Source organism: Paenibacillus sp. BIHB 4019 (assembly GCF_002741035.1).
Classification (GTDB): Bacteria; Bacillota; Bacilli; order Paenibacillales; family Paenibacillaceae; genus Pristimantibacillus.
On record NZ_CP016808.1, the window covers coordinates 3731693 to 3756726 of the forward strand.

Genomic DNA, 25034 nt, shown 5'->3' on the forward strand with positions numbered 1-25034 from the left:
GCGGCAAGCTGATCGTCAATTTCGCATAATTTCAAATGAAGATATTCCACAGCGCACCGCCTTTAGGCCGTGCGCTGTATGAATGAAGGGAAGGCAAGCAATGAGCAAAACGCTAAGCAATGAATTGCAGCTGGAAGTCGATAAGCGCCGCACCTTTGCGATTATCTCTCACCCGGATGCGGGAAAAACGACGCTGACCGAGAAGCTCCTCCTGTTCGGAGGAGCTATTCGTCTGGCAGGCTCCGTTAAGGCGCGGAAAGCAAGCCGCCATGCGACCTCCGACTGGATGGAAATTGAGAAGCAGCGGGGGATCTCCGTTACTTCCAGCGTCATGCAATTCGATTACGACGGCCATCGGGTCAACATTTTGGATACGCCGGGCCACCAGGATTTCAGTGAGGATACGTACCGGACGCTGACAGCAGCGGATAGCGCGGTCATGCTGATTGACGTTGCCAAAGGTGTCGAGGCACAGACGATCAAGCTGTTCCAAGTTTGCCGTAAACGCGGCATTCCGATTTTCACCTTCATCAACAAGCTGGACCGTGAAGGACAAAGTCCGTTTGAGCTGATGGAGGAGCTGGAGCGTGTGCTTGGCATCCGTTCGGTTCCAATGAACTGGCCGATTGGCATGGGCCGCGAGCTTTGCGGGGTTTATGACCGGATGAAAAACCAGGTCGAGCTGTTCCAAGGCAATGACCACAGCACGATCGAAGTTCGGAAAACAGATGATTACAACGATCCGATTATTCGCGAGATGGCAGGCGACTATTTGCATGATCAGCTCGTGCAGGATCTTGAGCTGCTTGATGTAGCTGGCGATCAGTTCGATATCGAGAAAGTTCGCGCAGGCGAGCTGACACCGATTTTCTTCGGCAGTGCGGTTAACAATTTCGGCGTCCAAACGTTTCTGGATAACTTCCTTGAGCTGGCGCCAAAACCGACTGAGCGCATGAGTACATCGGGCCCGGTTGAACCGACGAATGAGAAGTTTTCGGGCTATGTCTTTAAAATTCAAGCGAATATGAACCCGGCCCACCGCGACCGGATTGCTTTTTTGCGCATTTGCTCCGGGCGCTTTGAGCGCGGGATGAGCGTTCGCCATGTCCGTGCGGGCAAAGATATCAAGCTGGCGCAGCCGCAGCAGTTTTTGGCGCAGGATCGCGACATAGTGGAGACGGCTTATCCGGGCGATATTATCGGCTTGTTCGATCCGGGCATTTTCCGGATTGGCGATTCGCTGTCGCAAAACTCGGAAGTCGTATTTGACGAGCTGCCGACGTTTTCGCCAGAGATTTTTGCTAAAGTAACGGTTAAAAATGCCTTGAAGCATAAGCAGTATCAAAAAGGTGTTGACCAGCTGACGGAGGAAGGCACGATTCAGGTGTTCCGTTCGGTTGGCGGCTTTGATGAAACGATTTTGGGCGTCGTTGGGCATTTGCAGTTTGAGGTGTTCGAATATCGGATGCGTGCGGAATATGGCGTCGAAATCCAATTGCACCGCATGACATTCCAGTTCGCACGCTGGATTGTAGATGACAAGATTGACCCGGCGAAATTCCGGATTAACTCCACGCTCGTTCAAGATAAGAAGGGCAATTATGTCGTCTTATTCGAGAATGAATATGCGATGAGAACGGCGATGGACAAAAATCCTACGTCGAAATTTCTTGAGACAGCGCCTTAATCGCGCTGGAAACGCCAGAGCAGGCAAGCAGCTCTGGCGTTTTTTTTGAAAGATAAGCATTTATATGTTTCTCCCTTATTAATGGCTTATATTTCTCGGCCTGAAACGCGCTGCACTGCTAAAGGACGGCGACAGCCGTTTCACCTTGTGGAAAAGCATTGTCAAACGTAGTCGAATTGGAATACAATAGGAGAGTATATATGAAGGATGCTTGTATTTGTTTTCCTTGCATGGTGACAATTGCATCGAAGTGGGGGGTTGAAGGAAAATGAGCAATGTAAAAACGTTATTGTTGATTACAGGAATTTTTGAAATTATTATTGGAGTCCCAGTTATGGGCGGGCTAATTGTAATAGGGCTTTCTTATATTCCGTTGGTTGTAATGCTGGCTCTGCATATTGTGACCTTGGTGCTGGCCTCGCAGCATAATGCTGATAAACATGGCAGCATTTTGGGTATTGTGACGTCCGTTATTGCGGTTATTCCGATTGTGGGCATGATCATGCATCTAATTACAGGCGTTTTGCTGCTTGTGAGCGCATCGAGAGCAGACCAAAATCAATCGTATTCTCCGCCGCCGCCACCTTCGAGTTTCTAAGGAAGTTTTTATAAACAGCGTATGTAAACAGCAAAGAGCAGTGCAGACCTTCCGAGGTTCAGTACTGCTCTTTGCTGTTTATGTTTTTATTTTTAGTATTGACGAGCTTCCACTTTCATGAAATAATGTACGCGTGTACATTGATTGAATTTGCTTGAGAATCAGGAGGATGCTCGCTTTGGTTAGTAGAAAAGAAGTTGCGTCACTTGCGGGCGTATCCGAAGCCACAGTATCCAGAGTGCTTAATAAGGTAGGGCCTATCAGGGAAGAAACCCGGCTTCGAGTAGAGGACGCGGCAAAGCAGCTTGGTTATGTGCCAAGTGCGCTGGCGCAGCAGTTTGCTAGAAGCCGCAGCGGCAATTTGGGCGTTATCCTGCCATTTGTGCCAAAAGTTCATTTGTTTTCTACGTATTATTTTGCAGAAATTTTGAGCGGCATTGGCGAGGCGGCTAAGCAATATGGGTATGATGTGCTGTTAATCTTTCGGGAGCCTAGCGGCTCGCGTGATTATGCCAGGCTGTTTCTGGCACAGAAGATTGATGCCTGCATTGTGCTAGGCGCTCAAAATGTGCCGGAAGAGAAGAAAGCGCTTGCGGAGCTTCAGGAGAAGGGTTATCCGTTCTGCCTCGTTAACCAGCGATTCGCGGAGGAAGGATATTTGTCCATCGATGCGGATCATCATGCGGGGAGCTACGAGGCCGTCAAGCATTTGATCGACGGCGGGAGCCGCAGAATTGCTTTTCTCAATGGGCCAGATGTGTTTTCAAGCAGTATGGACCGAATGACCGGCTACAAACAGGCGCTTGCATATGCGGGACTTGCTTACGATCCGTCATTGACGCTGCTGGGCAATTACAGCCGCAAGAGCGGAGTTGAAGCTGCGGAAGCTGTCGCAGCGCTCATCCGCAGCGGCCAGGCGGATGCGGTTTTTGCCGCTAATGACCGGATGGCTATTGGCCTGATGGATGGCTTGCGCGCGTATGGTATCGAGGCTGGGATTGATGTGAAGCTCGTCGGCTATGACGATTCGGAAGGCTCGGTTATTGTGAGCCCGAAGCTGACGACGGTAGCGGTACCTTTTTACGAAATGGGAAGAAGGGCAGCTCAGCGGCTGCTCGCGCCAGAGAAGGAATTGCTGGAGCAGGCGGAGGAAGGGCTGCTGCCTGTGCATTTGATTAAGCGGGAAACATCTTCATAAATCGGGAGGCGGAGATTGATATGGGGAAAGTACGTGTGGGAATGGTCGGCTATAAGTTTATGGGAAAAGCGCACAGCAATGCGTATCGGGCTTTGCCGATGTTTTTTCCGAAGACGCCAGCGCTGCCAGAGATGAAAGCGATCTGCGGGCGCAACGCCGAGGCGCTGGAGCAAGCTAGAAGCCAGTTCGGCTGGGAAAGCGCCGAGACGGATTGGCGCAAGCTGATAGAGCGCAGCGACATCGATGTGATTGATATTAATGCGCCAAGCGATGCGCATAAGGAAATTGCGCTGGCGGCTGCCGCAGCTGGGAAGCATCTGTTCTGCGAAAAGCCGCTGGCACTCAATGTAGCAGATGCGAAGGAAATGCTCGATGCGGCAGAAGAGGCTGGCATCAAGCATATGGTCGGCTTTAACTATCGGTTCGCACCAGCGGTGCAGCTGGCGAAGAAGCTCGTCAGCGATGGCCGATTGGGCGAAATCTACCATTTCCGTGCGGTATTTCTTCAGGATTGGATCATTGATCCGTCATTCCCGCTCGTCTGGCGCTTGCAGAAGGAAGTTGCCGGCTCAGGCTCGCATGGCGACCTTGGCGCTCATCTAATCGACTTGGCGCGCTTTCTTGTTGGCGAGTTTGACGAGGTAATCGGCATGAGCGAAACGTTCATCAAAGAGCGCCCGCTGCCATCAGAAATGACCGGGCTAAGCGCCAAAGGGGACGCTTCCGGTGCCCGCGGCAAAGTAACGGTGGATGATGCGACGCTGTTTATGACCCGTTTTGAAAATGGTGCGCTCGGCAGCTTCGAAGCGACGCGCTTCGCGGCAGGTCACCGTTCTACGAATGCTTTCGAAATTAACGGAAGCAAGGGCAGCGTCAAATTCGATTTCGAGCGTCTGAATGAGCTGGAGGTTTATTTTACCGACGATGCTGAGGACGTTCAGGGCTTCCGCCGCGTGCTTGCGACCGATCCGGCTCATGCTTATATGGATGCCTGGTGGCCGGCGGGACATACGATTGGCTATGAGCATACATTCACACATGAAATGCAGGAGCTGATGCTGGCGATTCACGAGGATCGTCAACCGGTGCCGAATTTCCACGATGGCCTTCGGTGCCAAGAGGTGCTTGAGGCAGTTGAGCAGTCCATTACAGAGCGCCGCTGGGTCAAGCTGGCGGAGTACAAATAGAGGAGATGCGATAAGACGATGAGCAAACCGAAGGCATTAATCGTATGGGGCGGCTGGGACGGACATCAGCCTAAAGAGGTAGCGGCTATTTTTGAAGCAGTGCTTGCAGGAGAAGGTTTCGAGGTTGAGGTTTCAGATACGCTGGAGGCTTTTGAGGATGGCGAGAAGCTGAAGGCGCTGGACCTGATCGTTCCGGTATGGACGATGGGAGCGATTACAGGCGATCAGCTGAAAAATGTGTCCGAAGCGGTTCAAAGCGGCGTCGGCCTTGCCGGCTGCCACGGCGGCATGTGCGATTCCTTCCGCGAAAGCGTAGAATGGCAGTTCATGACGGGCGGGCAGTGGGTATCGCATCCCGGCAATGACGGCGTGGAATATGTGGTCAATGTGACCAACACGTCCAGCCTGCTGACCGATGGCATTGAGGATTTTACAGTAAGCAGCGAGCAGTATTATATGCATGTGGACCCAGCGGTTGAAGTGCTGGCGACGACGCGCTTCCCTGTTGCCGACGGTCCTCATGCGCTAAATAAAGCGGTTGATATGCCGGTTGCTTGGACGAAGCGCTGGGGCGTAGGCCGCGTCTACTATAATTCGCTTGGGCACCAAGCTAATATTGTGGACATTCCAGTTGTTAAAGAAATGATGAGACGCGGGTTTAACTGGTGTGCGGAAGGCAAAGCAGCTGCGGCAGGCAGAGACGGAGGCAAACATGAGTAAAGTCAAGGTTGGGATCATCGGGACAGGAAATATTAGCCGTATTTATTTGGAAAATGGTTCAAAATTCAGCTCCATGGAAATTGTCGCCTGTGCGGATCTCGATGTAGAACGCGCCAAGGAGAAAGGCGCGGAGTATGGCATTCGCGGCTGCTCGGTCGATGAGCTGCTTGCGGACCCCGAAGTGCAGCTGGTCATCAATCTAACGATTCCAGCCGCACATGCCCCAGTGTGCTTGCAGGCGCTGGAAGCTGGCAAGCATGTGTATGTGGAGAAGCCGCTCGCCGTTACGCGCGAGGAGGGCAAGCAGGTGCTGGAGCTGGCAGCAGCGAAAGGGCTGCTCGTAGGCAGCGCGCCTGATACGTTCCTTGGCGGGGGACTCCAGACGTGCATTAAAATCATTGAAGACGGCTGGATTGGCACGCCCATCGGCGCTACCGCTTTTATGATGTCCGGCGGACATGAGAGCTGGCATCCGGCTCCCGAGTTTTATTACCAGCAAGGCGGCGGCCCAATGTTCGATATGGGACCTTATTATTTGACGGCGCTAATTGCCATGCTGGGACCGATTGCCCGAGTAACGGGCTCGACTCGCATTACCTTCCCGGAGAGAACGATTACGAGCGCTCCGAAGCATGGGCAAAAAATCGAAGTTGAAGTGCCGACGCATGTGGCCGGCATTATGGAATTTGCCGCTGGGCCAATTGCGACTTTGCTGACCAGCTTTGATGTGAAGGGCGGCTCCACGCTGCCATTCATTGAGGTGTACGGCAGCCAAGGCACGCTGCAGGTTACGAACCCGAACAATTTCGGCGGGGAAATCAAGCTGCGCCGCGGCGGGGCTTCGGAATGGTCGACGATTCCACTTGCTTACGGCCATTCGGAAAATGGCAGAGGCATTGGCGCAGCTGACATGGCGCAAGCCATTTTGACGGGCCGCAAGCACCGGGCAAACGGCGAGCTTGCTTACCATGTGCTGGAAGCGATGCATGGCTTCCATGATGCGGCGGAGCAAGGCAAGCATTATGTGATGCAAAGCAGCTGCGAGAAGCCAACGGTATTTCCGCTCGGTTTGGCGGAATATACACTGGACAAATAGGCTGGCAATAGATAGTTGGAGCAGGCTCGTTAATCCGCGTAAATCGCGGGTTGGCGGGCTTTTTTTTATAGATGCAAGCCGTTGGATTAGCAAGGGGAGGTGCTGCCCGGGGTTAACGCGCTATTTTTTACAAGTAGCTCTCGTTTGTCTTGCACCATCCGCTTCCAGTTTCCGGCTCATTTGAGGTATGATAGAGCTATTGGATTTAGCAATTGGTGCACTAGATGGAGGAGGAGAGTGAAACGTGTATAACCCTTATGAGCTTAGAAAAGCAAGCTTGATCGCCGAGCTTTCGGCTGCTGGAATCGAGGCTGCGCTCGTTACGTCGCCGGGCAGTATTTTTTATTTGACAGGCTTTCATAGTGACCCGCATGAGCGTTTTATGGGACTGCTCATTAACCCGAAGGAGTCGACGTATACGCTGTTTGTCCCGGCTTTGGATCAGGAGAGTGCGAGCGAGGCGGCGATGGTATCAAAGCTGGTCGCGATATCGGATACGGACAATGCCTACGAGCTGCTGGGCAAAGAAGCAGATAACAGTGCGGCTGCAATCGGCATAGAAAAGCGGCACTTGAATGTGGCAACCTATGAACAGCTGGCAGGAGTATTCCCTAAGGCCGCATTCCGGGATGTGGAGCCGCTGCTGATGCGCTTGCGCCTTCGCAAGTCGGCGGAGGAAATCGAGCTTGTCAGCGCCGCAGTCGTAATTGCGGAGAAGGTGCTAAAGGAAGCGGCAGCCAAGGCGGCTGTTGGCGTGTCGGAGCTTGAGCTGAACGCCGAGATAGAATATCGGCTTCGGGTGCTGGGCGGCGATAAGCCTGCATTTGAGACGAGTGTGCTCGGCGGCGCTCGCTCCGCATTGCCGCATGGGCGGTCGGGCGAATACCGGCTGAAGGAAAATGATTTTCTGCTCATTGATATGGGCGTGTACAAGGGAGGTTATTGCTCGGACATTACGCGCACCTTTGTGATCGGTGAAGGTACAGCCGAGCAGGCGCGTATTTATGACGCGGTGCTGGCGGCGAACCGTCAAGGGATCGCGGCAGCAGAAGCTGGCAAGGCGCTTGCCGCAGTCGATCGCGCTGCCCGCGAAGCCATTACTTCGCGAGGCTATGGCGAATATTTCACCCACCGCGTGGGGCATGGCTTCGGCATTGATATTCATGAGCTGCCTTCCGTTCACGGGAGCAATGAATCGCTGATTGAGACGGGGCTGCTGTTCACCGTAGAGCCGGGCATTTATGTGCCGGGGCTTGGCGGCGTCCGCATCGAGGACGATATTTATATCGGTGACGATGGCAAGCCGCAGGTGCTGACGAGCTTTCCGAAGGAGCTGCAGCAATTATAGTCTGCGTTAAAGCCGGAGTATGAACTGGTTTATACGAGCCTCTTGCCATGTTGAATGGCAGGAGGTTTTTTGTTATTTTTCACCGGGGGATTGAACTGGCAATTGCTCTTGCAATTGAACTTGCACATGGACGGGACAACCCCTTTGTTATTGCTCGCAAAAATGGTATGTTAAGCTTTAATAAAGCTTGTCTGACAGCTTAGTAGCTTCTACATAATCACTTTATATTTTTGGCAAAATTATAAAGGGGAGCGTGCAAGATGAAGACAGAGATGCGGCAATCGGTTGTAATGGTTAAAGGGAAGCTCGTGCTGCCGGATGCAGTAGCGGAAGGGGCAGTTATCGTTAGGAACGGCATCATGGAGGAAGTGCTGCTTGGCGCAGAGCAGGTACAGAGCTGGCTTGCGCAGCAAGGCGGCGTTGCTGAAAATGTTGGTGAGCGCGAACATGATGGACGAGGTGTAGGAAATAGCGGCTCCGCAGCGCTTGAAATCATTGAAGAGGATAGCTGTTATGTGCTGCCCGGACTCATTGATATACACTGTGATGCGATTGAAAAAGAGGTGCAGCCGAGACCTAATACGCTGTTCCCGCTAAGCATGTCCCTGCTGGAGTTTGAACGCAAGCTTCCGCTGCATGGCATAACGACGATGTACCATTCGCTATCGCTTGGCGTTGGGCTTAGTCTGAGGGGCGAGCATTTGCTGACGCAGATGGTGGAGCTCATTCGCAGCTACCGCGAGCAACGCTCTGTCGTGCGCAATCTAATTCATTTGAGATACGAGATTTCGTATTTGCCGGGTTTGCCCATCGTGAAGCGCTATGTGGATGAAGGTGCGATTGATTATTTGTCTTTCATGGACCATTCGCCAGGCCAAGGGCAGTACAGGCAGCCAGGCTCGTTTGAGCGTTATGTGATGAAAAATCAATCGGTCAGCATCGATGAAGTAAACGCCATCGTAGCAGAGCTGATGGAAAATAGGCGCCAAATTGACTGGTCCGGATTAGAGGAGCTTGGCAAGCTGGCCGTGCAGCGGGGCATTTCGGTCGCTTCGCATGATGATGATTCGAGCGAGCGGGTCGATCAATTGAAGGGCTGTGGCGTCAGTATTTCGGAATTTCCGATTACGCTGGAAACGGCTCTATATGCGGTGCAGCAGGGCTTGCATGTATGTGTAGGGGCGCCTAATATTGTGCGCGGCGGCTCGCATGACAAAAACCTATCGGCAGCTGAGGCGATTGGGATGGGCGCGGCAGACATCATTTGCTCAGATTATCATCCGTCGGCGCTGCTGCATGCGATTTTCAAGCTGGCGGATGAAGGAATAGCCGCATTGCCCGCAGCAGTTCGCACAGCTACGCTCGCTCCAGCTGAAGCGCTGGGTATAGCAAGTGAAGTTGGCTCGCTGGAACAGGGCAAAGCGGCAGACCTTGTTATCGTTGATCGGTATGAAGGCCATCCATGGGTCAAACGGACAATCGTTGGCGGCAAAACAGTGTATACCGCGTTGACCCGTTAAAGCAAGCTAATTCGTGGCGGGCTGGGCGAAACGTGCTAGCTGCGTATGCAGCGCCGTTACCAGACGGGCTTGTTCCTGTTCTTCGATTTGCTTCCAAATCATTTCGAACAAAACCCCGAGTCCGGGTAGCGCACGCTCGTCATTGCCAATCGAGCTTTCAATCACTTCAGTTAATTCATTGAGCGGCTTATCTTGTACCCGCCTTATAATGGCTTGACGCAAATCCAGATTATCCAACCGGATTCCCTCCAAGTCGTCGTTATTACGCGCAACCGCAGTGGCCCTGCGCATGGTAAGCGAGGCCGCTAAAAACCTGCTAATTGGCGTGCCTGATTAATATGTCCGCAGCAGCAGTTTTTCATTCTGCACGGGTGCGTGTGTTATAATGGTCGATAGCAGATTTTCGTACATATAGGAAGGGAGAGTTGCCGTTTGCCGAAAAAACAATACGCCGTTATTGGCATAGGCCGCTTCGGTCTTAGCGTCGCATCATCGCTCACCGAAATGGGCTTTGAGGTGCTGGCGATTGATACGAGCGAGGATCGCGTACAGGACGCGGTCAATCATGTGACGCATGCCGTCATTGCCGACTCCACCGACGAGGAAGCGATGCGGGCGCTGGGCCTTCGCAATTTTGATGTCGTGGTCGTGGCGATTGGGCAGGATATTCAGTCGAGCATTTTGACAACCCTCATCTTGAAGGATATGGGGGTTGGCGTCATTATCGTCAAGGCGCAAAATGAGCTGCACGGCAAAGTGCTTAGCAAAATCGGCGCAGACAAGGTTGTATATCCGGAGCGGGATATGGGGCTGCGCGTGGCGCATCATTTGATCTCGCCTAACATTTTGGACTACATTGAAATTTCCGAGGATTACAGCATCATTGAGATTAAAGCGCCTGAAGCGATGATTGGCAAAAGCTTAAAGCAGCTCGACATTCGCGCCAAGTTCAAATGCAACGTCATGGCGATCAAGACGGGTTCAAATATGAACATTGCGCCATATGCGGATGATCTCATTCGTGATATCGATATTTTAGTTATTGTAGGGAAAAATTCAGACTTATCCAATTTGGAAATTGCCTATTCGGAAGGTTGACTAATAAATATGAACAATCATAGCCTTTTAACCTCGATTCAAAATGACCGTGTCAAGCAGTGGGCTTCCCTGCTGGATAAAAAATACCGCGACCGCCTCGGCAAGTTTATAATTGAAGGCGTTCATTTGGTGCAGGAAGCTTTCGCCGCTGGAGCGGCAATCGAAGCAGTCATGTACGATGCGGAGCGCGGCTTGCCGGAGGAGCTGCGGGAGCTGGCGGAGCAGGATGGCCGCGGAAGCGGATATGCGGGCAGCGCTGCGGAGAACGCGGGAATAGGCGCGAGCGTCGAATGGATTCAGGCGGCGCGGCCGGTTATGGCAAAATGCTCGGGGACGGATACGCCGCCACCGGTGTTTGCTGTTGTGCGCAAGCTGGAAGCGGCGGATGATGCTTTATTTTCAGCTAACGGATTGGTCGTTGTACTGGATGGCGTAAGAGACCCTGGCAACGTTGGGACGATTATTCGCAGCGCGGATGCGGTGGGAGCTAATGGCGTCGTGCTGGGCAAAGGCTGCGCTGATCTGTACAATCCGAAGACGGTGCGCTCCACGATGGGCTCGCTATTTCATTTGCCGATTATAGAGGCGGACTTGACGGAGCTGCTGCCTGCGGCGCAGGATTGCGGCTTTGCGCTGGTCGGGACGAGCCTCGAAGCGTCGCATACTTGCTATTCGTATGATTGGACAGCACCGACATGGCTGCTGCTCGGCAATGAGTCGGAAGGGCTGTCTGCAAGCTCGCTTGATGCAGCCGATGAGACAGTCATTATTCCAATGCACGGACGGGCGGAATCGCTGAATGTGGCGATGGCGGCGACCGTGCTGCTGCATGAGGCGATGAGGCAGAGACGGTATAACTAAACAAGAATTCTTATCAAAATTAAAATTAAACTTCCCTGACTAAAATTAATTGTATCCCCAACCACCAAAGACTGGAAGCTGGTTGCCGATTTTCTCGGGCCATTTCTCCAGTCTTTTTCTCTCCTCTTAAAGCAACACAGCAGGGGTTCCCCGTGCTAATGCTGAATAAGTAAACAAGCAGAAACCCAGGCTAATCAAGACTTTTGGATCATTGGGGTCAGTTTTACTCAGGCATTTCCCAGGCTCTGATCCAGCCATTATAACTGCTGATCCCTGCTTTTCTCAGGCACTTCTCTATCCCTTCAGGGACACGAATTATTAGTCGTTTTCGTTCACAATTGAACCAGTTTTCTTTCAGTTTTTCGCTCCTTTTCTCTACGTTTTTGGGACAGTAATTTTTATTTTTCTACAAAGTAATTCGACAAGAAAGGATTTCTAAAGAAAACAACCGAGGAAAACAGCAAGATAAAGCAAAGAAATACGTTCTAAAATTCAAATGACCTGGTGTTTAGTTCATTTTTTGTAAGGATTAACCGTCAGTTATTTGTATTTTGCGAAATAGTTAGGGCATAAAAGCCGAGGATTTTCGAGGTAGAACACTGGAGGGCTTAAATGAGGAAGTTTTTTATTACGGACATACATGGCGACTATCGGGGGTTTAAGTTGTTGATAGAGCATGCAGAGGTGGATTTTGAAAAGGATCAGCTCGTGGTTGGCGGCGACATGATTAATCGAGGCAAGGATAGCGGCAAAGTGATGAAGTCAATCAAGTTGCTTTGTGAACAGTATCCGAACAATGTTCATGCCGTCATTGGCAACCATGAGGAGATGATGGGCTGGTATTTTCAGCGAGGGGACAAATTATGGCTCAGTCACGGGGGTCATGATACGATTTCGGACTTCAAAAAGACATTTCCCAACGAAGAGGAGCGGCAAGCCCACATCAATTGGGCGTTTTCCTTACCAATGTACTTTGAGGATGATGAGTTTGTATATACACATGCTGGATTGAACTCATATGAGCCGCTGGACTCGCAGAGTCGGGACATACTTTGGATGACTGAAGGTGAATTCTACTCGCTTCCAAAAGAATCGCTTTTAATTACTACCGTCGAAAAACCTATAATCCATGGTCATACCCCTGTCGAAAGAATCTATTTTGACGGTATAAGAATGAACTGCGATATGGGGTCGAATACCTATTGTGTAGAGGATGAACGGGGAGTAGGGCTTATAAATCTATCAGATATGGTTTATTTTGTATATAAGCAAGCACAGAAGAAGATAGAAGAGCGAAAGATACTGTATTATTAAGTCGGAGAATTGTCTTATTTTGTCTCCAATGGGGTGTGGCATGGTACAATATGACTATACCACTTTAAGAGACGTAGGAGATTAATGAAAATGGTTACATGGATTATAAAGATAAAGAGATACTTCCAAAAACAAAAAGCACTAAAGCTTATCCCAAAAATCGAGATGTATTTGCTACTTATGCAAGAAAAATATAAAAAAATTGCAATCGAATCAAATCAAGTAGCGGACCGATATGTACCAAATTCTTACTTTCAAGAACTACTTAGTAAATGTGATTTGGATCGAGCTTATTTAGAAGGGGATTCTCCCTTTCGGATAGCCCCTGGCTTTGAACAGCAATTTAACAAGCTTACTCCTTTAATTGCCACATTACCGCAATACAACGAGCTTTGTCAGTTGCATACATCCACTCGAAATCAATTCCAAGTGCAATATAGAAGTATTCAAGCTCGCAAGGCTGAAATGGCAAAGCGGGTAGAGCGCATCAATGTTAAAGTGCATTATTTTTTTGAAGAACTCGCTGTATTAAAGCAAGATTACATTGCTGAGTCCGCCAAAACCAATTTTGTCAATCAACACAAGGAACCGTTATTCTTTTATGAGCATGCTGTTCCAAGCGAAATCGAGGAATCTGTAGTCCTATCTTATTTGGCATTAATGAGGGATTTCGATAAGAAAGTGGTTTCGTGGAATCAGGAATATGTGCAAAGTGAGTTAATGAACAGCAAAGAGTTTTTTGACGATATTGATGGAAAATCGCTCGATGAACAACAGCGGATTGCTGTTTTAACCGATGAGGACAATAACTTGGTGCTGGCTGGTGCCGGTAGTGGTAAGACGTTAACCATATCTGGTAAAGTGAAATTTCTAACCGAAAACAAAGGGATATCCCCTGATGAAATCTTGCTCATCTCATTCACCAACAAAGCGGCGGAGGAGATGCAGGAGCGAATTGTTGGAAGGCTTGGTGTAAAGGTTGATGTCAAGACGTTCCACAAACTTGGCATGGGGATTATTGCATGGGACTCCGATGCAAAGCCTGATGTTTTGAATGACAACAAGCAGATTATCCAAGATTATTTTCGCTCTGTTATTCACTCGAATCCAATGGAACTTGAAAAAATCGTGACGTTCTTCGGGGTATATCTAAACATTCCAAAGGATCTTCAACAGTTTGATAGCTTAGGGGAATTTCATGAGAATCAAAAAAGTCTAGATTTCGAATCCTTAAAAGGAAAACTGCAAAAAGTAACTAAAATCTTACAGTCATTTAAGGGCGAGACAATGAAGAGCCTGGAGGAAACACTTGTTGCGAACTTTCTCTTTCTTAATGGCATTGAGTACATATACGAAAACGATTATGAATATCCAACGGCTTCGACATATTATCGGCAGTATAAGCCTGATTTTTATCTGCCTGACTATGGAATCTATATCGAACACTTTGGAATTACGAAGGATTTCCGAACTCCGTGGCTTAGCAATATTGAGGAAGAAAAGTATTTAGAAGGTGTTCGGTGGAAAAGGGCTTTGCACAAAGAAAAGAACACTGTATTGATTGAATCGTACTCGTATTACAACAAGAACGGTGTATTGTTTGAAAAGTTGGAAGAAAACCTGCGGAAGCACGGGGTTCAGTTTGAAAAAATTGATGTAAAAGCTGTTTATGAGGCAATTTGTATCAAAGAAAATGATTTTTATTTTGAGGAATTTATTAAGCTTGTCAGTAGCTTTATTAATCTCTTCAAGTCAAACGGTTTTAAAAAAGAGCATTTCTCTCAATTTACTGATGAGAATCAGCAATTGTTAGGTCACAACACTTTTCTGAAAACTCGTAATCAGACTTTCTTGTCTTTGGTAGAACCTATTTATGAGTATTATCAGGACACTTTGGGGAAACAAAATAAAATAGATTTTAATGACATGATTAATACCGCTACTGAAATCGCCAAAGGCAAGAAGGCTACTTTCCATTATAAGTACATCATAATAGATGAATACCAGGACATATCTCAGGGCCGCTACCAGCTAATCAAGACGATTAAGGATAAGACTAATGCAAAGGTGGTCTGTGTTGGCGATGATTGGCAATCCATTTATCGTTTTGCGGGTAGTGATGTGCAGCTCTTTACAAAATTCGGTGAAAATTTTGGAAAGTTCGAGTTGCTTCGAATTGAGCGAACCTACCGAAATTCACAACAATTAATTAATATCGCTGGAAGCTTTGTTATGAAGAATATGAAACAGTATAGAAAAAACTTGGTCTCTGGCAAATACAATACGCAACCGATCCGAGTTATTGGCTACGACCAAAATATGGTTGAGGTGATAAAAGCGATTCTTGACGAGATTATTGACAAAGGTGGGCAGAAGCAGGAGATCATGCTTCTGGGGAGAAATAACTTTGACATCAATTTCTTAAAGGGCCAGACAGATTTTAGAGTTATTGAGAAAGAAAAGGTGTTGACAAGAGTGGAGTACCAAAAACACAAATCAGTTAAAATTAACTTTATGTCCACTCATAAATCAAAAGGCTTAGAAGCGGATCAAGTCATTTTAATCAACGCAAAAAATAACTTACTCGGATTTCCAAACCGCATTTCGGATGATCCCGTATTGTCTTGGGTGCTCACCGATCAAGATGCTTTTGAATTTGCAGAGGAACGAAGATTGTTTTATGTAGCATTAACGCGTACAAAAAACAACTTGTACATTATGGCTCCTGAAAAGGATACATCAATTTTCATAAAAGAATTGACTAAAGACTATGGGACACAATTCGAAACAACCTTTATCCAAAATTCGATTACCAATAACCCAAGATGTCTCAAATGTAAAACGGGATTATTAGTCGAAAGAAAAAATAAACTTCAGAAAAATTTCTTGGGTTGTAGTCATTATCCGCAATGCAAGCAAACTCATAGCGATGTTTGTTTGCTCAATAATCAGGTAATGTGTAGTCGGTGCAATGGCTACATGGCAAGGCGGACGAGCAAAGGTGAGGAGTTTTATGGCTGTACGAATTTCCCGCATTGTAGAAATACAATGAATATCGGAAAATCTTATCACAGAGTAAAACAGATAAGATAAGACTATAGGGGCAGAGCTTACCTATTATCCTATTTTCACTGCGCTGGGGGCTGATTATGGTCGAAATCTCAATGAAAGAACTTGAAGAAGTAGGATACATCAAGCTTAATATTCCTGGAATGATTGAAGAAGATCTGATAGCTATATCTGAACAAATAGGTATACCTATTAAAACAAGGTTGGGGGCAAATGTTATTGACCGCCTTTCCCCTAAAGAAAAGAAAGATGCACATAAAAATTCGCTGAGTGGAAATCACGGGCTTAATAGCTTTCCTATTCACACGGACACGGCTTACTTTAAAATACCAGCCAGATATATATTATTATATTCGGTCAATCCAGGTTCTGGAGGCAGACCTACCCTCTTGTATGATGCAAATAAGTTCTTCAATTACGATAAAGAACTTCGTTTTGAATTAACCAACGTGTTATATAAGGTCGTTAATGGCAGATATAGTTTTCTAACAACAATTTATAATTACTATCAAAGCAATTACTATTTTAGGTTAGATAGAGATTGTATGAAAGCAACGTCATCAGTTGGAAACGAACTGCTAACTAAAATTGATAGCATAATTTACCCGAGGGATCTCAATGAAGTGATATGGAACTGCGGAGATCTTTTGATTTTTGATAACTGGAGAATTCTGCATGGTAGAGGACAGAGTAATGTAATAGATAACGACAGAGTACTTCTCAGAATATCGATTAAGGAGAGACAATAGTGGGGATTGAATATTTGGATCTATACAATAAATCTAAGCTTTTTATTAAAAAAGGCATCTCTAATAGAAACGAATCCGACATGTCAGAATTTTTGCTTTGGGCCAGTTTATCCTTGGAACTGTTAGGAAAAGCCACACTGGCATTTATTCATCCATCATTGGTAGTAGATCCAAACGATCCCAAAGGTTTATTAGTCGCATGTGGCTATAGGAAGCATGATGATTTCAAAACGATTCAAGCAAAAACAGTTTTTGAACGACTGCATGTAACTCTTTCAATTCCAAAATTCGATCATAAAAAGAAGGAATTTTGCATGTCGTTGGCAAATAAAAGGAATGCAGAACTGCATTCAGGATTGTTACCTTTTGATGGTCTTAGGTTAGATTTAATATTACCTCATTTTTGGGAAATCTGTGTGATTCTACTTGATTTTCAAGAAAAAAAATTAGAAGAATGGATAGGGCATGATGAAGCAATACGAGCATCAAAAATTATTGAAGATCATTCGGCTATACTTAAAACTGTTGTTGAATCAAGGGTTGAAGCTTGTCGAAATAAGTATAGTGAAAAGTATAAGTTTGACAAACCACATATTACTTATGACGTAAATGATGATGAGGAACTGATACTTTGCCCAGCATGCAATAATGATGCTTTAGCATATGGTGAACTAAATGATAAGGTATACGAAGGAGAAAGCCAAGATAACCCATGGCATTCGGTGTACTCTTATATCTATGATACGACTGAAATTCATTGTAGATATTGTGATTTGAAGTTAATTGGTTATGAAGAAGTGGAAATTGTGATCGAAGATCCTGTTTTTTCTAAGACTGTCGAAGAAGAGCCAGATTATGATTACGATTATGGAAATGACTAAATTTTTTTGTGGAGTAAGGCTTATAAATCAGTGAATTTGTGAGTATTTTTCTCAGGTTTTACGATATCCGAGCTGGCAGAGTATTCAGGCGTATCAAAACAGGCCATTTCACAATATGAGAATGGTAAAACCAAGCCTACTTTAGAAACACTTATAAAAACCACATTAAAAGAAATTCGTGCCAACAAAGGTGATCATGTTCTAATTGGAAAATTACAACCGATATTTGAACTTGACATATTAGATCTAACAAAAAGAATAGAAATTAAAACTAAAAGCATATTTAAAAAAGACTATAATCATAATGACAATTGGGTTAATGAATTCATATCTAATTTCATTGTAGAGATTAGTAAACCAATTAATGAGAATGAAAAAAACATAGAATATGTAGCAACGCAATTATTATCTGAATACATTAGAAAATTAGGTTTTGATGGGATTAAATTTTAGAGCAGTATTGCTTCAGGTACTAATAATTATGTTTTATTTTGTGGTCCCAATACAGATATTTTGCGTGATTCGTACGAATTTGAATATTATACGTAAGCAGGGATTGCCCGTCCAAATCCCGAATATTTAAACAAGCAGAACCCCCAGGCTACTCAAGTCTTTTGGGGTAAGCAAAGACGGTGTTACTCAGGCATTTCCTAGGCTCTTACCCAGCCATTATTACAGGGACATTACCTTAATGGTTATAGCTTAAATCTATATCCAGGCATAAATTATTTGTATCATGCTATATTCATGAAAATATGCAATCTTACTCATATAGGCGTTTACGATGTAGGGAAATTATGAAAAGCACTCTGTCTAGTGGGTATAAATTAAAAAAGTGAGAACAGGTGTCTGATCGGCGAGCGTGCTTGTCGTTCTGACTTAAAAGGGAAGTTCGGTGCAATACCGATGCGGTCCCGCCACTGTAACGGAGGAGCAGGCAGCTCAACCAGCCACTGGTCTAGATTGATCGGGAAGGCCGCTGCCGAGTGACGATTCCGGAGCCAGGAGACCTGCCAGTTCTGACAACACTGCTGTACCTACGGGGAGATAGGGAGGTGTTAGATGAACCGTCATAATGCACTGTTATGAAGGCGTCTTTCCCTATGTATCTTTCAAAGGGAGGACGCCTTTTATTGTTTCCAGCAGATTTGACCAAAGAAAATTCATGTAGCTCGTGATGTGGATTTCCGTGGTATTGAGCTCGGGAAAGACTGTGTCTTCTACAACGATGCAGCGAGGCTAATGAAACTAGCAGCGTGGATGAAGGTTCTTGGGCAGCGCATGAGAAGAAGGAAATCATCTTTGGCATCAAGTTCACCGGACACTATTGGTTTTCGTTGGCACCATCTCTTCCGTGATTACCTTATAAGCCGGTTACAGGGTGACCGTGACTTTCTTCAGATCCTTGTAGGACACGTAGCGAGTGGAATTGCGGATTTGATAATTGCTTGAACGGGTGAAACGGGCCATAATTCGGAAGTAAAGGAGTATTCTAATGACCTTGCAGCAATTAAAATATATTCTGACCATCGTTAGAAGCGGCTCCATAAGCGAAGCGGCAAAAAGGCTGTTTATTTCGCAGCCGAGCTTGTCCAACGCGGTGAAAGAAATCGAGATGGAAGCCGGTATTGAGATTTTCCTTCGATCGTCCAAGGGAATCGTGCTATCAAGCGACGGAGCGGAGTTTTTATCCTACGCTAGGCAAGTCGTGGAGCAAGCCGAGCTTCTCGAGCAGCGGTACATGAATCGTAAGCCTTCGAAGAAGCTGTTCTCGATCTCAACACAGCATTACGCCTTCTCTGTGCAGGCTTTCGTCGGACTGCTGAAGGAGCTTAATGTGGATGAGTACGAGTGCACACTGCGCGAAACACGCACTCACGAGATTATCGAAGACGTACGGAATATGAGAAGCGAGCTCGGAATCATCTATATGAGCGACTTCAACCGCAAGGTGATTCAGAAGATATTAAAGGACAACGAGCTGCGATTTCACCCGCTGTTCCAAGCGGAAGCGCACGTATTCATTAGTGAGGAGCATCCACTTGCCTCCAAGGCGCTGCTGGACATCGAAGATTTGGATGACTTCCCGTGTTTGGCCTTTGAGCAAGGCGAATATAATTCCTTTTACTACGCGGAGGAAATACTCAGCACACGAACGTACAAGAAGAAAATACTGGTCAGTGACCGCGCCACGCTATTCAACCTGCTGATTGGACTCAATGGCTATACCATTAGCTCGGGCGTACTGAATAAGGATCTTAACGGGGAGCAAATCAAATCCGTAAGGCTTCGTACGGATGAGAGCATACAGGTAGGTTACATCGTGAATCAGAAGGCGAGCTTGAGCCAGCTGGCCGCCGCCTACGTTCTGAAGCTCAAAACGGTCATTACGGATTTCGGCTATCCGATCATAAACCAAGAGGATGGGCTCGCTTGAGCCCATCCTCTTGTAGGTTATTACAATGTTGCTCTTACTTCTTTGGCTGCTTGGACAAGGTTCTTCAAGCTGGCCCACGTTTCAGTGACACCGCGAGTTTTAAGTCCGCAGTCCGGGTTAACCCATAGCTTGGAGACCTCTATCTTGCCGAGCATGCGATCGAGTCCTTGTTTAAGCTCTTCGACGCTTGGGATCCGAGGCGAATGGATGTCGTATACGCCTGGGCCGACTTCTGTACGGAAGCCGCACTCTTTGATTGCGTCGATGATGGCCAAGTCTGAGCGCGACGCTTCGAACGTAATGACGTCGGCGTCCATCGCATCGATATCGCGAATGATATCGTTGAACTGGCTGTAGCACATATGAGTATGAATTTGCGTTTCGGCTTTGACGCCGCTATGCACGAGTCTGAAGGCAGGAATCGCCCAGCTCAAGTACTCGCTCTGCCAGTCGGAATGACGTAACGGAAGCTTCTCTCTTAATGCGGCTTCGTCGATTTGGATAATTTCGATGTCATTAGCTTCGAGATCGAGTACTTCGTCGCGAATCGCAAGACCGATCTGAAGAGCGCTTTCCTTCAGGCTGATATCTTCGCGAGGGAACGACCAATTCAGGATCGTTACCGGACCCGTCAACATTCCTTTGACCAGCTTGTTGGTACGGCTCTTAGCGAACGCCGAGTATTCTACAGTAATCGGCTTGCTGCGGCTAATGTCGCCCCATATAACCGGGGGTTTTACGCAGCGTGTTCCGTAAGACTGCACCCAAGCGTTCTCAGTGAAGATAAAGCCATCCAAGCATTCGCCAAAGTATTCGACCATGTCGTTTCGCTCGTATTCGCCATGAACAATGACATCAATTCCGATTTCTTCCTGCTGTACGATGCATTCTGCGATTCGGTCAAAGTTGAATTGCTTATACTGTTGCTCGGTGATGTTGCCTTTCTTGAAGGCTGCACGGTTCGCGCGGACGTCAGCCGTCTGAGGGAACGAACCAATCGTCGTCGTAGGTAACGGCGGTAGATTGAATTTCGCTTTCTGAATCGTTTCCCGCTCGGCGAAAGCAGGAAGTCTCGTGAAGTCGGCGTCCGTCAATTCCGCGACTCTCTTTTGCACCGAGTTGTCGTTCGTGAGGCGCGATGCACGGAACAGCTCCTCATTCTCCGTATAAAAAGCAGATGCTTCATGGCTCGCTTGCTCCAGGATCGACTTGAGTTCTGCAAGCTCGCGCAGCTTTTCTTCCGCGAACGCGAAATATTGCTTATTCGCCGCCGTAAGCTTCGTTTCGTGCTTAATCGTGTATGGGACATGAAGCAGCGAGCATGAAGTGCCGAGCACGATTTGGCTTGCATGCTTGCCGATCTCGTGAACGAGGGCAATTGTCTGCTTATATTGGTTTTTCCAGATGTTTTTGCCGTTGATTACGCCGGCGAACAGCACCTTGTCATTTGCGAAGCCATGCGTGCGCACGAGGTCCAAAGACTGCTTGCCCTCGACGAAGTCGATCCCGATTCCGTCAAACGGCAGCGCTTGAAGAACCTGATAGCAGTCGCGAACGTCTCCAAAATACGTTTGCGCGACAACTTTTACACTACCTTTAGCGGACAGGATACCGTTATAAAGCTCTGTGAACAGCGCGATATCATCCGCCGTCAAATCCGATACCAGTGCAGGTTCATCCAGTTGAAGCCATGCTGCGCCGAGAGTATTCAATTGGTTAAGGACAGCCGTATAAGCTTCGATAATCGCAGGCACGAAATCCTTTGCTTTCTTCGATCCGGTGAATCTCGCGAGCTTGAGCAGGGTGAATGCTCCGATTAGCACAGGCTTGGTTGCGATGCCGAGCTGTTTTGCTTCCGTAAATTCGTCGAACAGCTTCGATCCGGCTAAACGGATGCTTGTCGTGTCATCGATTTCGGGCACCATATAGTGATAGTTCGTGTTGAACCATTTTTTCATCGCCAGCGCTTTAACGTCGCCTTTTTCGCCTTGATAGCCTCTCGCCATTGCAAAATACGTCTCCAGCGGGCTTAGGCCAAGTTCTTGGTATCTTTGCGGAACGATCCCAAGCAAGCAAGCCGTGTCGAGCAGTCCGTCGTAGAAGGAAAAATCGTTGGATGGAATGAAATCGACGCCGTTCTCCTGCTGAAGCTTCCAGTTTGCCGATCTAAGCTGAGCCGCCGTTTGTTGCAGTTCTTCGACGGGAAGTACGCCTTTGAAGTATTTTTCAGATGCGAATTTAAGCTCTCTGAGCGCGCCGACACGTGGATAACCGATAATGTATGTTTTCAATTGTAACAGCTCCTTGAGTAAATGTTGGCTTTAGTATAGAGCGCGGAAGCTGCTATCGGGAAACACAAAAAAACTATGCCTTGGCATAGTTTTTGTCTATGGTTAAAACGAACAGTTAGTGAAATCAATATATTGATTTAAAATTGAAAAAAATCCGATAATTAAACTATATCTGCCATATGGTGTTCGGTGGAGCCTGCGTTGTGATCGCGCGGCAGTTGAAAGTCCCGCTCGTGCACAAGATCGAGTTGCGCACGAGCGGAAGATTATGAGGCTCAAATATAGGGGCTGTTTTTTTATTTACCTTGAGCTAAACTAACCATTAGCTTCTTTTACTTAATTTCTTAAATGCCGTGTATTCCTTATTGGACTTAATAAAACGTAATATCTTTTCGGCACATTCTATTGGGTTCATCTCTTCTGTATTTACTTCGAGGTCATATTCATTAATGCAATATACTTTGCTGAACTGTGAAGCTGCTAGTCCAATATTTCTATCTCCTCTTGCTTGCTCCCTTCTTATGAGTTCTTCTTTCGAGCATATTACACCTATAAATAACGTAGGCTGGTCGAAAAATAAATCAAGAGACTCATTAAACCGCTTGTCATTGTCGATTACAGTATCTACTATTACATTCAAGCCCATTTCTGAAAACAATTTAATTGTCGAATAGTACATTGAGAGTATGGGGGCAAACATGATTTCTGCGATAACTTGCTCATCTACTTCTCTTGTAGGTTCAATATCTGAAAATTTATTTCGAAAAAAATCCTTGATAAAATCATCTATTGATAAATGATGAAAAAGAATCTCTTTCTGATTCATCAGTTCAATAGAAATGCTAGTTTTTCCTGAACTTGAAGTTCCGTTCATCAACACAATGATGCCTTGCTTCAAACGAAGTTGGCATTTCTCCGAAGAGACCTTCCTCCTTCCGATTTTACAGCCCAATCCACAAAAATGCCCCTGTATAAAATTAAAAATGCCCCTTTGATTAATTGCGATTTTTAACGTATATTTTCGTGTAATTGGATATAAAGCTGTTCCAGTTTTTGTCCAGGTGCTCTTCGGTAGCGTCCATGCACCGCGGCATGTACAATAATAGATAGACAAAGCGTTTGACCTGGAAGGGCTAGGGGATGGAGCATATGAAATGGATGCGAAGGGCAAGGATAAAAGTAAAAAACATGAGGTTTCAATACAAATTATTAATGGGCTACTTGCTGGCCTGTGTTATTCCTTTAGTGTTTGTAAGCGTTATCATATTTCGCCAATCGGCGGGGGCGCTGGAGGATTCCTCTCAAGAATTTGCTTCTCTTTACACGTCGCAGCTCAAGACGACATTAAACGAATTTCTCGAGGAATACGACAAGGTCACCAAGTCGGTATTGGTCGACAATGAATTGATCTACAGAATTGGAGATAAGCGAAGCTTGCCAATGGATGAATTAATCGTTCAAAAAATGGAGGTTCAGCGGCTATTAATGCGCGTGGCCTTGCTCAAACCAGAAATTAGTACCGTGATGCTGATCAGCCGGGATACCAATGTCTATCAATATACGACTACAACTAGCAGAGTGGTAGAGGATATTTTGTTGTCCCGTGAATGGTATAAACAGCTCAGCAGCACAAAGGATACTTTTTTTATTACCGGGCTGCATGATCGTTCTTATTACGAGGATAAGGGGGCAGGAGCTGTAATAACGGTTGGACGGGTATTGTTCAGTTCGGACGGAGCGTATGCAGGCCTTCTTCTCATAGATTTGGACCCGTTTACCTTGCTGCGGCTTGATCATGAATTTGTTTTGGCTCGGGACAAATATGGCATGAGCGTCATCATAAACAATAGCCAAAATGAAATCGTCTATCATTCCGATGCGGCCAGCGGGCGATTATCCTGGCAGCAAGTGCTTGAATCCGGTACAGAGCTTCTGCAGGATCATGGCAGCGATGACAGCATTATTTTAACGGGCAGCACCACGCAGGGGAATTTGCTTATTCGAACCGAAATCCCCCGCTCGAAGCTGCTGCACAACATTAATCAAATCAAGGGAGTGACGGTGTCGGTCATTCTGATGAGCTGTCTCGTCATCACTCTTATATCGTTTAGTTTGAGCTATAAGATTACGAAGCCTATTAAAGCCCTCCGCAGAAGCATGAAGCAGGCAGAGGTAGGCCAATATTTGCCCATAGAGAAAGAGCAGGCTAACGATGAGATTGGCAGCTTGGTGCACAGCTACAACAAAATGATTATAACGATTCGAACCTTAATCAATGATGTATATATTGCGGAGATCAAGCAGCGGCAGGCCAAATTCATGGCGCTCCAGAATCAGATCAATCCCCACATTCTTTATAATACGTTGGAATCTATCCGTATGAAGGCGCTCGTTAAAGGGGACGAGGAAACCTCGAATATGATAAAAATTTTGGCGCGCATGTTTCGGCTGGCTTTAAGCAAAGAAGGCAAGCACCATTGCGTGAAGCATGAATTGGAATATACCACTAACTATATAGAGCTGCAAAATATCCGATTCGATAACAGGTTCAGACTGGATATCAAAATGCCCGAAGAGATGCTGAATTGCAGCATCATTCCCCTCATTTTTCAGCCCATTGTTGAAAATAGCATTAATCATGGTTTTGAGGACTACAGCCGGATAATCCATATCGAGATTGAAGGCATCTGGACGGACGAAGGGGAAATGCTCATTCGGTTAAAGGATGATGCAGCCGGCATTTCATTGGAGAAGCAAGAAGAGCTGCGTGCCTTGTTGGAGTATGCTGAATCGGACAAATATAAATTAGGTGGAGCTGATGAATCGGAGGGGAACGGGATAGGCCTCAAAAATATAGCTGAGCGTATTAAACTCCATTATGGCGCGGATTACTATTTAACGATTCGCCAGAGGCTTGGTCGGGGAACGATCGTCGAAATATTAATTCCTAAACGGTAGGATGTTGTTCGGCAGTAAAATA

The 25034-nt window shown here is 46.7% G+C and carries 20 protein-coding genes and 1 riboswitch; of the genes, 17 read left to right on the forward strand and 3 right to left on the reverse strand.

The features are described from left to right. Positions 1-100: 100 nt before the first annotated feature. From BBD42_RS16200 to BBD42_RS16235, 8 genes are all read left to right on the forward strand, one after another. On the forward strand, positions 101-1687 hold the full coding sequence (locus BBD42_RS16200; protein ID WP_099518988.1) for a peptide chain release factor 3: 1587 nt from the start codon (positions 101-103) through the stop codon (positions 1685-1687). A gap of 268 nt (positions 1688-1955) precedes the next feature. Then, positions 1956-2285 carry a hypothetical protein gene (locus BBD42_RS16205; RefSeq protein ID WP_099518989.1) on the forward strand — a complete coding sequence of 110 codons (330 nt, stop codon included), beginning with the start codon at positions 1956-1958 and terminating at the stop codon, positions 2283-2285. 169 nt (positions 2286-2454) lie between these two features. Beyond that, the gene (locus BBD42_RS16210; protein ID WP_099518990.1) at positions 2455-3483 is read left to right on the forward strand and encodes a LacI family DNA-binding transcriptional regulator; all 1029 of its coding nucleotides are present in this window, start codon (positions 2455-2457) and stop codon (positions 3481-3483) included. Between the two features lie 20 nt (positions 3484-3503). Further along, the gene (locus tag BBD42_RS16215) at positions 3504-4670 is read left to right on the forward strand and encodes a Gfo/Idh/MocA family protein (protein WP_099518991.1); all 1167 of its coding nucleotides are present in this window, start codon (positions 3504-3506) and stop codon (positions 4668-4670) included. An 18-nt stretch (positions 4671-4688) separates the two neighbouring features. Beyond that, positions 4689-5390 (forward strand): ThuA domain-containing protein, encoded by a 702-nt coding sequence (locus BBD42_RS16220; protein WP_099518992.1) that lies wholly within the window; start codon positions 4689-4691, stop codon positions 5388-5390. Beyond that, the gene (locus BBD42_RS16225; RefSeq protein ID WP_099518993.1) at positions 5383-6486 is read left to right on the forward strand and encodes a Gfo/Idh/MocA family protein; all 1104 of its coding nucleotides are present in this window, start codon (positions 5383-5385) and stop codon (positions 6484-6486) included. Before BBD42_RS16220 ends, BBD42_RS16225 begins: the two co-directional genes overlap by 8 nt. Before the next feature lie 244 nt (positions 6487-6730). Next, positions 6731-7834: a M24 family metallopeptidase gene (locus BBD42_RS16230; protein WP_099518994.1), complete on the forward strand. Its 1104-nt coding sequence runs from the start codon at positions 6731-6733 to the stop codon at positions 7832-7834. A 260-nt stretch (positions 7835-8094) separates the two neighbouring features. Continuing rightward, positions 8095-9354 (forward strand): alpha-D-ribose 1-methylphosphonate 5-triphosphate diphosphatase, encoded by a 1260-nt coding sequence (locus BBD42_RS16235; RefSeq protein ID WP_237163116.1) that lies wholly within the window; start codon positions 8095-8097, stop codon positions 9352-9354. Positions 9355-9360: 6 nt separating this feature from the next. Here the strand turns inward: BBD42_RS16235 and sspI are convergent, their stop codons facing one another. Continuing rightward, on the reverse strand, positions 9361-9591 hold the full coding sequence (gene sspI, locus BBD42_RS16240) for a small acid-soluble spore protein SspI (RefSeq protein WP_237163117.1): 231 nt from the start codon (positions 9589-9591) through the stop codon (positions 9361-9363). A gap of 195 nt (positions 9592-9786) precedes the next feature. On the opposite strand from sspI, the gene BBD42_RS16245 reads away from it, so the two are divergent. The 8 genes from BBD42_RS16245 to BBD42_RS16285 all read left to right on the forward strand — a co-directional run bounded on the left by BBD42_RS16245 (position 9787) and on the right by BBD42_RS16285 (position 19763). Next, the gene (locus tag BBD42_RS16245; protein WP_056041014.1) at positions 9787-10452 is read left to right on the forward strand and encodes a potassium channel family protein; all 666 of its coding nucleotides are present in this window, start codon (positions 9787-9789) and stop codon (positions 10450-10452) included. A 9-nt stretch (positions 10453-10461) separates the two neighbouring features. After that, positions 10462-11313, forward strand: a complete 852-nt coding sequence (locus tag BBD42_RS16250; protein WP_099518996.1) for a TrmH family RNA methyltransferase — start codon at positions 10462-10464, stop codon at positions 11311-11313. Positions 11314-11925: 612 nt separating this feature from the next. Further along, complete coding sequence (locus tag BBD42_RS16255; RefSeq protein ID WP_099518997.1) at positions 11926-12627, forward strand: metallophosphoesterase; 702 nt, start codon at positions 11926-11928, stop codon at positions 12625-12627. A gap of 90 nt (positions 12628-12717) precedes the next feature. Continuing rightward, complete coding sequence (locus tag BBD42_RS16260; protein ID WP_172455520.1) at positions 12718-15720, forward strand: UvrD-helicase domain-containing protein; 3003 nt, start codon at positions 12718-12720, stop codon at positions 15718-15720. A 56-nt stretch (positions 15721-15776) separates the two neighbouring features. After that, positions 15777-16445 (forward strand): Fe(II)-2OG oxygenase family protein, encoded by a 669-nt coding sequence (locus tag BBD42_RS16265; RefSeq protein ID WP_099518999.1) that lies wholly within the window; start codon positions 15777-15779, stop codon positions 16443-16445. Continuing rightward, entirely contained in the window at positions 16445-17326 is an 882-nt protein-coding gene (locus BBD42_RS16270; protein ID WP_099519000.1) for a hypothetical protein, read from the forward strand. Before BBD42_RS16265 ends, BBD42_RS16270 begins: the two co-directional genes overlap by 1 nt. Positions 17327-17398: 72 nt before the next feature. After that, positions 17399-17779, forward strand: a complete 381-nt coding sequence (locus BBD42_RS16275) for a helix-turn-helix domain-containing protein (RefSeq protein ID WP_237163531.1) — start codon at positions 17399-17401, stop codon at positions 17777-17779. Between the two features lie 373 nt (positions 17780-18152). Then, a riboswitch (cobalamin riboswitch) is annotated at positions 18153-18358 on the forward strand. 463 nt (positions 18359-18821) lie between these two features. Continuing rightward, positions 18822-19763, forward strand: coding sequence for a LysR family transcriptional regulator (locus BBD42_RS16285; RefSeq protein WP_099519001.1), 942 nt, complete (start codon positions 18822-18824; stop codon positions 19761-19763). Positions 19764-19783: 20 nt separating this feature from the next. On the opposite strand, the gene metE is transcribed toward BBD42_RS16285, so the two are convergent. Both metE and BBD42_RS16295 read right to left on the reverse strand, forming a co-directional pair. Next, positions 19784-22054 carry a 5-methyltetrahydropteroyltriglutamate--homocysteine S-methyltransferase gene (gene metE / locus BBD42_RS16290; RefSeq protein ID WP_099519002.1) on the reverse strand — a complete coding sequence of 757 codons (2271 nt, stop codon included), beginning with the start codon at positions 22052-22054 and terminating at the stop codon, positions 19784-19786. Between the two features lie 322 nt (positions 22055-22376). Further along, on the reverse strand, positions 22377-22952 hold the full coding sequence (locus tag BBD42_RS16295; protein WP_099519003.1) for a chloramphenicol phosphotransferase CPT family protein: 576 nt from the start codon (positions 22950-22952) through the stop codon (positions 22377-22379). A gap of 290 nt (positions 22953-23242) precedes the next feature. Here BBD42_RS16295 and BBD42_RS16300 point away from each other — a divergent pair, with 290 nt between their 5' ends. Beyond that, on the forward strand, positions 23243-25012 hold the full coding sequence (locus BBD42_RS16300; RefSeq protein ID WP_237163118.1) for a cache domain-containing sensor histidine kinase: 1770 nt from the start codon (positions 23243-23245) through the stop codon (positions 25010-25012). The last annotated feature ends 22 nt before the right edge of the window (positions 25013-25034 follow it).